This is a genomic window from Croceibacterium mercuriale, from assembly GCF_000802385.1.
Taxonomy (GTDB): Bacteria; Pseudomonadota; Alphaproteobacteria; order Sphingomonadales; family Sphingomonadaceae; genus Croceibacterium; species Croceibacterium mercuriale.
In genome coordinates, this window is record NZ_JTDN01000001.1 from 285311 (window position 1) to 297532 (window position 12222).

Sequence of the window (12222 nt, forward strand, 5' to 3'; positions counted from 1 at the left end):
GATGGCGGCACCGCGCCCGGCGACGGGTATCCTGCAGGGTACGACCCACCTGTTCGCGCTCCGGGTCTATTACGAGGACACCGACCTGTCCGGCATCGCCTACCACGCCAATTACCTGCGCTGGTGCGAACGCGCGCGGTCGGACCTGCTGCGCCTGCTGGGCGTAGACCAGCGCGCCGCGGCAGAGGACGGTACGGGCACCTATGCCGTGTCGGAGCTGTCGATCCGCTATCTCGCGCCCGCCCGGCTGGACGATGCCGTGCTGATCCGCACCCGTGCGGAGCAGGTCGGCGCGGCCAGTGTTCGGCTGATCCAGCAAGCTGTCCTTCAGCTTGACGAGGGCAGGGACCGTGGCATGGGCGAGGGTCCGATGCTGGCGGAGGCGCAGGTGCGTGTCGGCTTTGTCGGTCCCGGCGGTCGCCCGACCCGCCAGCCCGCCGCGTGGCGGGCCGCCTTCCAGTCTTTCATTGCGTCCGAGGAATCTCCATGATCGTCTCCCTGCTGGCTGCCAGCGCCACCACCGCCGCACCGACCAGGCTCGACCCGGTGCAGCTGTTCGCGGATGCCGACATCGTGGTCCAGCTGGTGATCGCCGGGCTGGTGCTGGCGAGCATCTGGGTGTGGACCATCATCGTCAGCTTCTCCCTGCGCATGGCCAAGACCGGTCGCGCGTCCACCGATTTCGAGCGGGCGTTCTGGGACGCCGAGGATCCCGCCCGGCTGGTGGGCAGCAAGTCACGGCATGACACGCCCTTCGCCCGCGTCGCCGGCGCCGGCATCGCGGAACTGGATGCCTCCACGGCCGATGGCGTGCGCGATGCCGCCGGTGTGCGCGGCCGTGTCGCGCTCGCGATGGAAGGGCAGGTCTCGGCCGAGGCGGACACGCTGGCGGACCGGCTGAACTTCCTGGCGACCACCGGTTCCGTCGCCCCCTTCGTGGGCCTGTTCGGCACCGTCTGGGGCATCATGAACAGCTTCTTCCAGATCGGATCGCAGCAGAACTCTTCGCTGGCGGTCGTCGCCCCGGGCATTTCGGAGGCGCTGTTCGCCACTGCCATCGGTCTGTTCGCGGCCATTCCGGCGGTGATCGCCTACAACCGCTTCAGCCACCGGGTGAACGGGTACGAGGCGCGGATGCAGCGCTTCGCCGACAAGGTGGCGGCGCAGATCGGCCGCGAGCTGGAGCGCGGCTGATGGCAATGGGTGTCGCATCGGGCGGCGGACGGGGCCGCGGGCGATCGCGCCGGCGGGCTGCCGTGGCGGAGATCAACGTGACGCCGCTGGTCGACGTCATGCTGGTGCTGCTGATCATCTTCATGGTCACCGCGCCGCTGCTTCAGAGCGCGGTACCGGTGGAGCTGCCCGACAGCCGGGCCGCACCGGCCGACCAGGATCCGGAGAGCGTCGCCGTGTCGATCGACAGTGAGGGTTTCATCTTCATCGATGACGGGCAGGTGCCCGAAGGTGGCCTGCCGGCCGCACTCGAATCCCTCGCCGCCCGCAGCGGTGCGGAACCGCCGCTGGTGACCCTGCGCGCGGATCGGGCGCTGGATTACGGCCGGGTGGTGGCGGTGATGGGTGAGTTGAACCGGGCCGGGTTCAATTCCATCTCGCTGGTCACCAACGGTTCAGCCACTGCTCCATAGCCACATCGCCATGGAAGGGGCTGTTCACCTGACGCGCGAGGAGCGCCTGGGCCTTGCCATTGCGGCAGTCGCGCATGTCGCGCTGTTCGCCGCATTGTGGCTGCATGACAAGGCACCGTCGGTGCCGCTGGCGCCGCCGGAATCGATCAGCGTCAGCCTGGCGACCGAGGTCAGCCTGCAATCGACCGCGCCCGATCCGTCGGCGCAGGCGCAGGCGGCAATCGCACCCGAGCTGTCGCCCGAACCCGCGCCGGCGCCCGCCCCCGCACCGGAACCTGCCCCGGCGCCAGAGCCGGTGGCGGAGCCCCCGCCGCCCCCGCGCCCGGTGGAGCGCACGCAGCCCGCACCACGCCCATCGGCACGACCAAGCCCGCGGTCCAGCGCCCGGCCGAGCCCCGCGCCGTCCCGCCCGGCACAGACCCGCCCGAGCCCGGCGCCGAGCCGCGCCGCCCGCCCGGCTACCCAGCCGAGCCGCGCCGCAGCCCGGCCCGCGCCGCAACCGAGCCGCGCGACCGAACGCCCCGGCGGCAGCCGGATCGGTGCGGATTTCCTGGCCGGCAGCAGTGCCGGTGAGCGCAGCCAGTCCAGCGGTACGCCCGCTGCCGCCTTCGGCGCGGCGGAGCAGGCGTCCCTGTCGCAGGCCATCAACCGCCAGCTGCGCCCGCACTGGAGTGCGCCGCAGGGCGTCGATGCGGACCAGCTCGTCACCGTGCTCAGCTGGGAGCTGAACCCGAATGGCAGCCTGAAGGGCACGCCACGCGTGGTCAGCCAGTCGGGCATCACCGAATCCAACCGGCCGCAGGCGCAATTGCATGCAGAACGTGCGATCCGGGCCGTGCAACTGGCTGCCCCCTTCAACCTGCCCGACCAGTTCTACGACAAGTGGCGCCGCGTCACGTCGTGGCGCTTCGACCGGAGATTGTGATCCCCATGAAGCTGTTTCTCCTCCCGCTCTTCGCTTCCGCATTGGCCCTGTGCGCAGGTCCGGTCCTGGCCCAGGTGGCCGTGCCTGTGACCGTGCCACCGGCGGCGGAGGCGCCCGTCGCCGACGCGCAGGATGGCGGCGGCCTGACCGGCTCTGTCACGGATGAAAGCGAGTGGCAGGATCTGGGCATTGCCATCCCGGCTTTCGCCACGGACCGGGAGCAGGCCACGCCTGCCAACGCGCAGGGCACCACCGCCTTGGGGCAGGCTCTGGCGGAGGTGGTCTATTCCGACCTGCGCAACAACGGCCTGTTCCGCCCGACCGGGCCGGGATCCCTGCCGCGCCCGGCCTATCCGCAGATCACCGCCCCGGCCTTTGACCAGTGGCGTGGCCGATCGACCGAGATGCTGGTGCATGGATATGTCCGGGCCGGCGCTGATGGCCAGCTGACCATCGGCTGCTACCTCTACGACGTGCAGCTGGGTCAGCAGCTGGTGCGTGAAGGCTGGCAGGTCGCCCCGTCCGACTGGCGGCGCGCGGCGCATCGCTGTGCCGACATGGTCTATTCCCGGCTGTCCGGCGAAAGCCCGTTCTTCGACAGCAAGATCGCCTTCATCGCGGAGAGCGGTCCCAAGGACAACCGGGTCAAGCGGCTGGCGATCATGGACAGCGACGGGGCCAATCTGCGCTTCATCACCAATGGCCAGTCCATGGCACTGACGCCGCGCTACTCGCCCGATTATTCCAAGATCGTCTATCTCAGCTACCTCAACGGCTATCCGCGGATCTTCGTCTACGACATCGGGACCGGCCGGCAGACGCTGGTGACCGAAAGCCAGAACCCGACCTTTGCCCCGCGCTGGTCGCCCGATGGCCGCAGCATCCTGTATTCCATGGCGATGTCCGGCAATACGGACATCTACCGCGTGCCGGCGACCGGCGGGCAGAGCGTGAAGCTGACCGACAGCCCGGGGCTGGATGTCGGCGGATCCTACTCCCCCGACGGGACGCAGATCGTGTTCGAGTCCGACCGCTCGGGCAGCCAGCAGGTCTATGTCATGAACGCGGACGGATCGAACCAGCGGCGGATCAGCTTCTTTGGCGGCCGGGCGGCAACCCCGGAATGGAGCCCGCGCGGCGACCAGATCGCCTTCACCCACATTGCCGGCAACCTGCGGGTGGCGGTGATGAGCCCGGCCGGACGCAACATGCGCCACCTGACCGATGGCTGGCAGGACGAGGCGCCGACCTGGGCCCCGAACGGCCGGATCGTGCAGTTCTTCCGCACGGCACAGGGCGGTGGCGAAACCTCCATCTGGCAGGTCGACCTGACCGGACGGAACGAGCGCAAGCTTGACACGCCGGTGAATGCGTCCGACCCGTCATGGGGACCTGTTCTGCCCTGAAGCGTTCCGAAGACGCGACGGGCCGTTTATTGAACTGTGAGTGAGGAGATATAGGCATGCAGAAGTTGGTTCTCGCCCTGGCCGCCGTGAGCACGATGGGCCTTGCCGCGTGCTCCAAGAAGGCGCCGGAAGAACTGCCGCCGCCGCCGCAGCAGACCACGCCCACCCCGCCGCCGGCGACCACCGCGCCGGGTGCCGCCGCGCCGGGTACGCAGGCCCATTTTCAGCAGACCATGCGCGGGCAGGACACGATCTACTTCGACACCGACAAGTACGATGTCGACAGCCAGGATCAGGCCGCCCTGCGTCAGCAGGCACAGTACCTGACGCAGTATGCGCAGGTCCGCGCCACGGTCGAAGGCCATGCCGACGAGCGCGGCACGCGGGACTACAACCTGGCGCTGGGCGAGCGTCGGGCGAACGCCGCACGCAACTACCTCGTCAGCCTGGGCATCCCGGCCAACCGCATCACCACGGTCAGCTATGGCAAGGAACGGCCGAAGGCGGTCGGCTCCAACGAAGCGGCCTATGCCCAGAACCGCCGCGCCGTGACCGTGGTCATCAACTGAGCAGCATCATTCACTGATCTGCGGTGCAATTTGTGGCCGGCGGCCCGCGAACCGGACGGTTCGTGGCCGCCGGCCGCTTTGCACCTGCGACCGGCGGCCCTATATCGGCACCATGATTGCAGGTTCCTGGTAGATGGCGCGAAGCAGCCGCACGCTCGATTGGGGCTTCCCGCGCTGGCGCGCCTATGGCGAGTCCGGCCAGGAGGCTGCCAAGGTGCGGCTGTGCGACCGGCATGGCTGCGCCGAACCGGGCAACTGCCCGGCGCCCAAGGCGCCGAACAGCCCTGAACGCTGGTACTTCTGTCAGCCGCACGCCGCGGAATACAATCGTGGCTGGGACTATTTTGCCGGGCTCGAGGCGGAAGAGGCGGCAGCGCGCGAGGGCGCCGAAAGCAACACCAATGCCGGCTATGCCCAGGCGCAGCATTATGGCTGGGGCGGCAGCGGCGATGGCAGCCGCAGCCCGGACGAGATGCGCGCGCTGGAGGTGCTGGACCTCGACCCCGATGCCGATTTCGAGACCGTGAAGAAGGCCTGGCGTACCAAGGCGAAGGAGGTGCATCCCGACGTGCGCCCCAATGATGCCGAGGCGGCGCGGACCTTCCATGCATACCAGGTCGCGTACGACGTGCTGCGGCAGGCAGAGGAACGGCGGGAGTGGCGGGGCTGACCCGCCGGGCCTAAAGCTGGAGCTGCCCGATGGCGTCGGCCACGATGGCGATGTGCTCCGTCCAGCTCGGATTGTGCCAGTCGGGCAGGCGTTCCATCTGCGCGGCCCGCATCGGTCCGCTGCTTGCGTGATCCAGCACGGCCCGGCGCCAGCCGGGTCCGTCCAGCGGGTCCAGGTAATCCGGCACCGCACCGCCCACTTCGCGCAGGGCAGGCAGGTCGCTGCAGATGACCGGCGTGCCGACCGACAGCGCCTCCGCCACCGGCATGCCGTAACCTTCGGCGAAGGACGGCATCACCAGCGCCGCCGCGCCGCGCAGCAGGACGGACAGGCGGCGGTCGGGGCATCCGCCCAGCTCCTCGACATGGCCGGCCAGTGCCGGGCACCGTTCCAGCATGTCGACGACCTGCTCGTTTTCCCACCCGCGCCGTCCGACGATGACAAGCCGGGGCACCTCGGCCGCCGGCAGCGTCTGCACCAGCTGGCGCCACAGATGCAGCAGCAGCAGATGGTTCTTGCGCGGCTCGATCGTGCCCAGGCACACGAAATAGGGTCGGTTGTCGCCGCGTTCCGGCTCGGCTGCAGGCAGGGCCTCCGTGCCCAGCAGGGCGACATGGATCGGCGTGCCGGGCCGCAGCCATGGTTGCAGGGAGCGACCGGTGGCGGCGGAGTTGACGATCGCCCCGCCATCCGTCTCCGCGATCATCGTCGCCACTGTCTCGATCCGCTGCCGGTGCAGCGCCGCGCCGGCGGGGCGGGCATATTCGGGGAATTCGATCGGGATCAGGTCATGGACCAGGCACAGGAAGCGGGCACGTTCCCGCCGCATGATCCGGCGCACCACGTCGGCGCGGGTCAGGTGGTGGGGGGATGCCTGCACATAGACACCACCGCCACCGACACCCCGGCGGGTCGGCAGCAGCGCATCCAGCTGCGGCAGGATGGAGGGAAGCGACCGGCGCAGCGGACCATCCACCTGCGAGGACCAGCGCCGTTCCAGCGTATCGAGATAGGCCAGCGCCGCCGTGCGACGCACACGGCCATACAGGCCCGCCGGGTGCAGGGCGGCGAAGGCCAGATCGTCGCCATAATGCGCCAGCAGCCCGCGGGCATAGGCCATCTCCACCCGGTCCACGCCCGACGGTGTCGAGTAGCGGATGCGCGAGATCAGGCGCGAAATGTCGAGGATCACCTGGCTCATCGCACTACCCCCAGCATGCGGCCCTGCCACCGGCGGAGCGGGCCGATCCAGTCCAGCCGGCCGCGGGTCCGGGTTCCGGCCATGCGGCCCACCAGGACTTCAGGCGGGCAGGGCAGGCCGGTCACCGGATCGAGGTAGCGGGGATAAAGGATCAGCACGCCTGCCACCAGTTCGTCCAGCCGCAGGCGCCGCATGCGCCGCGTTGGCGCGGAGGCGAGGTCGCGGGTGAGGCCCCAGCCGGCATAGAACGGCGTGCCGTGGCAGGTCACCGCCACCCCGCGCATCAGCGCCTCGAACCCGGTGAGCGAGGTCAGCGTGTGCACCGCGTCCACCGTATCGAGCAGCGGTGCCATGCCGCCGCCGCGCACGATCCGGTCGGCATGCCGCAGGACCTCTTCGTCCGCCACTGCGCCCTGACGCAGGCCGCTGTCGACGTCCGGGTGGGGGCGGAACCAGATCTCCGCATCGGGCTCCACCGCGCGGACCCGGCGCAGCAGTTCCGCGTTCACATTTTCGGCTGCCAGCAGGTCGCCCGCCGCCGCGCGCACCGACATGTCGTTGCCGACCTGACCGGGGACGAGCACCAGCCGCCTGCCCGGCGCACGTTCCGGCGCCGGCTGGGGTGCGCCATCGACAGCATATTTGCTGATCCCGGCTGCCACGATCCGTTCGCGGAGCCGCACAGCGCGGGCCAGCAGCGCTGGCGGCATCGCGGCCTGTTCCAGGATCGATTCCAGGTCGCTGGGGCCGTGCGGGTCGAAATGGATGCCGCTGAAATCCACCACCACAGACGATGGCGGCACCAGATCGACGCCGAGGCCGACGGAGCGGACGAAGCCGTCCTCCACCCGGACCAGCGGCACGCCGCGGGTCTTAGCCCCGACGATCAGCCGGGAGGACACACGCGACGGCCAGATGGCCAGCCCCCCTCCAGCTCGTTCCGCCAGTGAAAGAGCTTTTCCAGCTCGACGAGCCATATAGAGTGGCCGGGAGGGATGCCACAGGAAGCGCCGCATCTCCGGCCGCTTCCACCAGGCCATGCCTGATGCCACGGCAATTGCGCGATTGGCGTCGAACGTGCGCCGCCAGAGCGCCAGCAGTTCCACCACCTGCGGCAGGGTGGAGGGACCGCCGGTAAACGGATCGCGCCACGCAGCGGCGGTCAGCGCCTCTCCTGCACGGCGGTCCAGTGCGGCATCGCTGTCGCCTATCGTGCCGAAGCGGCCGGAAGACAACAGGCGCACCGGCAGATCGTTGATGCGGGCGAGCGGCACCCATTCATCATCGCCATGCGCAATCAGCCCGGCGGCGTCGGGCAGGATCGACCACGGGTCCAGTTCGCCTGGACAGGCAATTGCATCCTCGTCAGCCACATGATCCGCCGCCGCGCGGGGACGCAGCAGCCACCGGCCGGCGGGCGCAATCTCTGCCGGCGGAGCCCAGAAGCTGCCACCCACGCGCGCGTCCCGCACCTGCGCGAACAGGGCGCAAAGATCGTCGGGTGCCCTGTCGGCCGGTGCGCCGGTCGAAACGCCGGCATCGGCCCACGGGAATGGCGGGGCACGCAGCACAGGCAGGTCGGTGGCCGCACTCATGGCCGCGTGCCCCAGCAATCCACCTGCAGTGCGCCATCGGGCTGCCGCCGCAGGGCGCCGAAGGATCCGGTCGGCAGCTTCAGGCTGCCACCGCCGGGCAGGCCTGCCGCCAGCAGGGCGAAGCGGGCCGCGCCATTGCTGGTCACCAGCAGTACCGGCCCGCCATCCTGTCCGAACAGTTCGCGCCAGGCAGCCAGACGCAGGTCCGGATCGACGGTCCAGCCGGGCGGCGGCACGCCCGCCTTGTCCCAGGCGGCCAGTGCATCGGCGCCGATGCGGGCGAGGACGGCTGGCTCGGGCTGGTCCTCGTCCGGCCCATGGTCGATCTCGCGCAGCCAGTCGGCCGGCTCGGCTGCCGGCGAGCCGGAGAGGTGGCGCAGGATCGCGGCAGCCGTCTCCTGCGTGCGCAGGAGCGGGGACGTCAGCACGCGGGTGAAGCGCCACCGCATGGCAGCGAAGTGCGCGCCGAGTGCATCCGCCTGAGCGCACCCGGCATCGGTCAGCGGCAGGTCGGTGCGGCTGCCGATGCGGCGCGGCGGCTCGCCTGCAGCAAAGGTGTTGCCGTGACGCACGATGACGAAAGCGGGGGACGGGATGGATGCGGACATCGCGCTGCCGCTATCAGGCGGGGAAAGGATCGCCTAGCCGCCGGATCGTCTGCTCCGCCAGCTCCAGGTCCGCCAGCGTGTCGATGCCCGACAGCGCATGGCTGGGTGCGGCAACCTCCACCGTGGCGATCGTGCGGCCGCTTTCCAGGAAGCGGAGCTGCTCCAGCCCTTCCAGCCCCTCGTACGCCCCCGGCGCGGCCGCGGCGAACCAGGCGAGCGCGGCCATGCGGTAGCCGTACAGCCCGAGGTGCTGCCACACCGGCGAGACGGGACCGGCGGCACGCAGCGTCTCCTCGTTGCGGATGGCGGGGATGATCGTCTTGGAGAACCACAGCGCATGGCCATCGGCGGCGCGGATGCAGGTGGTGCCGCTGAACGGCGCCGTGTGCTTGTGCGCCCGCAACCGGTCCAGCCGCGCCCAGTCCAGCCGGAACACCGGCGTGGCCACATCTGCCTGGCCGTTGCGCAGGGTACGGATCAGATCGGCCACGACCACCGGCGGGATGAAGGGCGCGTCGCCTTGCAGGTTGATCACCAGCCCGTCCGGGCCGACGCGCCCCTCGGCGGCGGCAAAGGCGCGGGCGGAGCCGGAATCGAGCGCTTCGGCTGTCATTGCGACCTCGACGCCGAGATCGCGGGCGTGGTCGGCGATCCGGGCGTCATCGGTTGCCACCATCACGGTGCAATCGCCGGCCTGCGCCGCCGCGGTCCGGCCGACCGCGACGACACGCTGGAGCAGGGTGCGCCCGGCGATCGGCAGCAGCGGCTTGCCCGGCAGGCGGGTGGAGCCGTGGCGCGCGGGAATGACGATCAGGTCAGGCATGCGGGACGGTCCGCAGGCAACGGTCGCAGATCAGCCGATGCCCGCACGCACGATGTCGTGCATGTGGATGATGCCGACCAGCACGTCGGCCCGGTCGACCACGAACAATACCGATACGGCATTGCCGTTCATGATCTGCAGCGCTTCGGACAGCAGCACGTCGGCCGTGACGGTGACGGGGCGGGGCGACATGTGCAGGCCGATCGGATCGGTCAGGTCGTGGGTCGCAATGCACCGGCGCAGGTCGCCATCGGTGAAAGCCCCGACCAGCCGGCCCCGGCTGTCCACGATCGCGGTGCAGCCATAGCGCTTGCGGCTCATCTCCAGCGTGGCGCCGGTGAGGGACGCGTCGCCCGCCACGCGCGGCACGGCGTCATCCGTGCCCATCACGTCGGCTACCGTCGCCAGCTGCGCGCCCAGGCTGCCGCCCGGATGGAACACCCGGAAATCGGAACTGGTGAAGCCGCGCGCCTCGATCAGGGCGACCGCCAGCACATCGCCCAGCACCAGCTGCACGGTGGTGGAGGAAGTCGGTGCCAGAGCGTTGGGGCAGGCTTCGCGAACTTGCGGCATCACCAGGCAGACATCGGCATGGCGGGCAGCCGTGCTGTCCGAATCGGAGGTCGCGACGATCAGCTTGATGCCGTAATGGTGGCAGTAGTAGAAGATGTCCTTCAGCTCTGTCGTCTCGCCGGACCAGGTGATGGCAAGCACCACGTCCTGTTCCGTGATGACGCCCAGGTCGCCATGGCTGGCCTCACCCGGATGGAGGTACAGCGCCGATGTTCCGGTCGACCGCATGGTCGCGGCGATCTTGCGGGCGATGTGGCCGCTCTTGCCCATGCCGGTCACGATGACGCGGCCGGTCGCCGCGGCGATGATCTGGATCGCCTGATCCACCGCGCTGCCAAGTTCCGCCTCGCTCAGCGCCTGCCGCAGCGTGCGCAGCGCTTCCAGTTCCGTGTCGACCGTTCGCAGTGCCGATGTCGACTGGCGGGTGGTGATGGTCTGGATCGTCATTTCGCCGTGTGCCTCTTCGGTTCTGCTCGTGCCGGACGCCGGATCGGCCAGCCTGGCCGATCGCGCCCATGCCCGTACCACCCGACAGACGGAGCGGATCGGTTACACCCTTGGCCGGAAGAAGATTGAAAGTTGTTTACCGGACAATCGTGTAAGTTCCGCGCTTTATCGCAGCCTCGATCGTGTGCAGCCCAAAAGAGAGCAAGCGCAGCAGCTTTGCGATGGATCGTTGCCAACGCGCCACAATAGTGACGCATTCACGCCGTCAACCGGCGGGCGCAGGTTCCTTTACCACGGAATCAATCGCTTGCAGCCGCGCGAGCAAGGGTTCGAACTGATCGAGCGGAAGAGCATTGGGGCCGTCGGACAGGGCCGCGTCGGGGTCGGGATGGGTTTCCATGAACAATCCGGCGACCCCTGCCGCAACCGCTGCCCGCGCCAGCAGCGGGACATATTCCCGCTGCCCGCCCGACCGTTCACCCAGGCCGCCCGGCTGCTGGACCGAATGGGTCGCGTCGAACACGACCGGGCAGCCGGTCTCCGCCATGATGGCGAGCCCGCGCATGTCCGATACGAGGGTATTGTACCCGAACGAGGTGCCCCGTTCGCACAGCATGAACGCATCCGGCTCCACGCCGGCGGCGGTTGCGGCGTTGCGCGCCTTGGCTACCACCTGCCGCATGTCCGACGGCGCCATGAACTGCGCCTTCTTGATGTTGACCGGCCGGCCGGATGCGGCGACCGCGGCGATGAAGTCGGTCTGCCGCGCCAGGAAGGCCGGCGTCTGCAGCACGTCCACCACTTCCGCCACCGGCGCGACCTGCCCGATGTCATGCACGTCCGTGATGATCGGCAGGCCGGTCTCGGCGCGGACCTTCTGCAGGATGCGCAGGCCTTCCTCCATGCCCAGGCCGCGGAAGGATGCGTCGGAACTGCGGTTGGCCTTGTCGAACGAGGCCTTGAAGATCAGGAACACGCCCAGCCGGCGGGCTGTCTCGGCCAGCCGCTCGGCAATGGTCAGCGTCATCGATTCGCCTTCGATCACACAGGGACCGGCGATGATGAACAGCGGCGCCGCGGCGCCGACGGTCCGGCCGCACAGGATCATGACTTGGCCTTGCGTGCGGCGCGATGCGGCCGGTCACCGGATGCACGACGCAGGCTGGTGATCTGGCTGCCGAATACCCGATCCCACCAGATCGCAGTGATGGCGAAATTGCCGTCATGATCCACGAAATGATGGCGCATGTGGTGCCGTTTCAGCATGGCGCCCACCGGACCGCTCATGTCCCACTGATGGCAGGCAAAATGGACGACGTCGTACAGGACGTAGCCCATCATGAAGCCCAGGAAGATCCAGGTGCCCGGCGCGCCGGCCAGCAGATATAGCGTCAGCCAGACCAGGCCGGCGATCGGCAAGCTGGCGGGCAGGGGCATCAGGCCGCGCAGGGGATCGCCCGGATCGTCATGGTGGTTGCCATGCATCAGGAAGATCATCGCGCGCACTGCCGGCACATCCGACCGGAGGTGGAACAGGTGGCGATGCATGACATATTCGAACAGGGTCCACAGTCCCAGTCCTGCCGCGGCGAGCGCCAGCCCGGTACCGCCCGTGACCGCGCCCCATCCCGCCCAGGCGATCGCCGGCAACGCCAGCGCCCAGAAGAGCGCGAACATTCTCGGCGACATTGTTGTAAGGCGTTCAAGCGTCTCGTTCTTGAACAGCCTCACCCGTGCGGCATGATTATCGGGGGATGGC

General features: G+C 69.3%; 14 protein-coding genes. 7 read left to right on the top strand and 7 right to left on the bottom strand.

Annotated elements, in window-relative coordinates:
• The first annotated feature begins 1 nt into the window (after window position 1).
• The 7 genes from PK98_RS01355 to PK98_RS01385 all read left to right on the top strand — a co-directional run bounded on the left by PK98_RS01355 (window position 2) and on the right by PK98_RS01385 (window position 5216).
• Window positions 2-490 carry a YbgC/FadM family acyl-CoA thioesterase gene (locus PK98_RS01355; protein WP_039093713.1) on the top strand — a complete coding sequence of 163 codons (489 nt, stop codon included), beginning with the start codon at window positions 2-4 and terminating at the stop codon, window positions 488-490.
• Window positions 487-1194: a protein TolQ gene (gene tolQ / locus PK98_RS01360; RefSeq protein WP_039093715.1), complete on the top strand. Its 708-nt coding sequence runs from the start codon at window positions 487-489 to the stop codon at window positions 1192-1194. The genes PK98_RS01355 and tolQ overlap by 4 nt, the downstream gene beginning before the upstream one ends.
• Entirely contained in the window at window positions 1194-1646 is a 453-nt protein-coding gene (locus PK98_RS01365; RefSeq protein ID WP_039093717.1) for an ExbD/TolR family protein, read from the top strand. The genes tolQ and PK98_RS01365 overlap by 1 nt, the downstream gene beginning before the upstream one ends.
• A 10-nt stretch (window positions 1647-1656) precedes the next feature.
• On the top strand, window positions 1657-2571 hold the full coding sequence (locus tag PK98_RS01370) for a hypothetical protein (protein ID WP_052207855.1): 915 nt from the start codon (window positions 1657-1659) through the stop codon (window positions 2569-2571).
• Between the two features lie 5 nt (window positions 2572-2576).
• Entirely contained in the window at window positions 2577-3977 is a 1401-nt protein-coding gene (tolB, locus tag PK98_RS01375; protein ID WP_039093720.1) for a Tol-Pal system beta propeller repeat protein TolB, read from the top strand.
• A gap of 56 nt (window positions 3978-4033) precedes the next feature.
• Entirely contained in the window at window positions 4034-4546 is a 513-nt protein-coding gene (gene pal, locus PK98_RS01380; RefSeq protein WP_052207857.1) for a peptidoglycan-associated lipoprotein Pal, read from the top strand.
• A 133-nt stretch (window positions 4547-4679) separates the two neighbouring features.
• Window positions 4680-5216 (top strand): J domain-containing protein, encoded by a 537-nt coding sequence (locus tag PK98_RS01385; RefSeq protein ID WP_039093722.1) that lies wholly within the window; start codon window positions 4680-4682, stop codon window positions 5214-5216.
• Window positions 5217-5226: 10 nt separating this feature from the next.
• Here the strand turns inward: PK98_RS01385 and PK98_RS01390 are convergent, their stop codons facing one another.
• The 7 genes from PK98_RS01390 to PK98_RS01420 all read right to left on the bottom strand — a co-directional run bounded on the left by PK98_RS01390 (window position 5227) and on the right by PK98_RS01420 (window position 12140).
• Window positions 5227-6417, bottom strand: a complete 1191-nt coding sequence (locus tag PK98_RS01390; protein WP_039093723.1) for a glycosyltransferase family 4 protein — start codon at window positions 6415-6417, stop codon at window positions 5227-5229.
• Window positions 6414-8012 (bottom strand): capsular polysaccharide export protein, LipB/KpsS family, encoded by a 1599-nt coding sequence (locus PK98_RS01395; RefSeq protein ID WP_039093725.1) that lies wholly within the window; start codon window positions 8010-8012, stop codon window positions 6414-6416. The genes PK98_RS01390 and PK98_RS01395 overlap by 4 nt, the downstream gene beginning before the upstream one ends.
• Window positions 8009-8620 (bottom strand): histidine phosphatase family protein, encoded by a 612-nt coding sequence (locus tag PK98_RS01400; RefSeq protein ID WP_039093727.1) that lies wholly within the window; start codon window positions 8618-8620, stop codon window positions 8009-8011. Before PK98_RS01400 ends, PK98_RS01395 begins: the two co-directional genes overlap by 4 nt.
• 13 nt (window positions 8621-8633) lie before the next feature.
• On the bottom strand, window positions 8634-9443 hold the full coding sequence (locus PK98_RS01405; RefSeq protein ID WP_039093729.1) for a 3-deoxy-manno-octulosonate cytidylyltransferase: 810 nt from the start codon (window positions 9441-9443) through the stop codon (window positions 8634-8636).
• Between the two features lie 30 nt (window positions 9444-9473).
• On the bottom strand, window positions 9474-10463 hold the full coding sequence (locus PK98_RS01410) for a KpsF/GutQ family sugar-phosphate isomerase (RefSeq protein ID WP_039093731.1): 990 nt from the start codon (window positions 10461-10463) through the stop codon (window positions 9474-9476).
• Between the two features lie 265 nt (window positions 10464-10728).
• Window positions 10729-11571 carry a 3-deoxy-8-phosphooctulonate synthase gene (gene kdsA / locus PK98_RS01415; RefSeq protein ID WP_039093734.1) on the bottom strand — a complete coding sequence of 281 codons (843 nt, stop codon included), beginning with the start codon at window positions 11569-11571 and terminating at the stop codon, window positions 10729-10731.
• The gene (locus tag PK98_RS01420; protein ID WP_235425357.1) at window positions 11568-12140 is read right to left on the bottom strand and encodes a sterol desaturase family protein; all 573 of its coding nucleotides are present in this window, start codon (window positions 12138-12140) and stop codon (window positions 11568-11570) included. Before PK98_RS01420 ends, kdsA begins: the two co-directional genes overlap by 4 nt.
• Between the last annotated feature and the right edge of the window lie 82 nt (window positions 12141-12222).

Coding starts and splice junctions, on each gene's coding strand:
- PK98_RS01355 (WP_039093713.1), top strand. CDS start 2: ATGGCGGCACCGCGCCCGGCGACGGGTATCCTGCAGGGTACGACCCAC.
- tolQ (WP_039093715.1), top strand. CDS start 487: ATGATCGTCTCCCTGCTGGCTGCCAGCGCCACCACCGCCGCACCGACC.
- PK98_RS01365 (WP_039093717.1), top strand. CDS start 1,194: ATGGCAATGGGTGTCGCATCGGGCGGCGGACGGGGCCGCGGGCGATCG.
- PK98_RS01370 (WP_052207855.1), top strand. CDS start 1,657: ATGGAAGGGGCTGTTCACCTGACGCGCGAGGAGCGCCTGGGCCTTGCC.
- tolB (WP_039093720.1), top strand. CDS start 2,577: ATGAAGCTGTTTCTCCTCCCGCTCTTCGCTTCCGCATTGGCCCTGTGC.
- pal (WP_052207857.1), top strand. CDS start 4,034: ATGCAGAAGTTGGTTCTCGCCCTGGCCGCCGTGAGCACGATGGGCCTT.
- PK98_RS01385 (WP_039093722.1), top strand. CDS start 4,680: ATGGCGCGAAGCAGCCGCACGCTCGATTGGGGCTTCCCGCGCTGGCGC.
- PK98_RS01390 (WP_039093723.1), bottom strand. CDS start 6,417: ATGAGCCAGGTGATCCTCGACATTTCGCGCCTGATCTCGCGCATCCGC.
- PK98_RS01395 (WP_039093725.1), bottom strand. CDS start 8,012: ATGAGTGCGGCCACCGACCTGCCTGTGCTGCGTGCCCCGCCATTCCCG.
- PK98_RS01400 (WP_039093727.1), bottom strand. CDS start 8,620: ATGTCCGCATCCATCCCGTCCCCCGCTTTCGTCATCGTGCGTCACGGC.
- PK98_RS01405 (WP_039093729.1), bottom strand. CDS start 9,443: ATGCCTGACCTGATCGTCATTCCCGCGCGCCACGGCTCCACCCGCCTG.
- PK98_RS01410 (WP_039093731.1), bottom strand. CDS start 10,463: ATGACGATCCAGACCATCACCACCCGCCAGTCGACATCGGCACTGCGA.
- kdsA (WP_039093734.1), bottom strand. CDS start 11,571: ATGATCCTGTGCGGCCGGACCGTCGGCGCCGCGGCGCCGCTGTTCATC.
- PK98_RS01420 (WP_235425357.1), bottom strand. CDS start 12,140: ATGTTCGCGCTCTTCTGGGCGCTGGCGTTGCCGGCGATCGCCTGGGCG.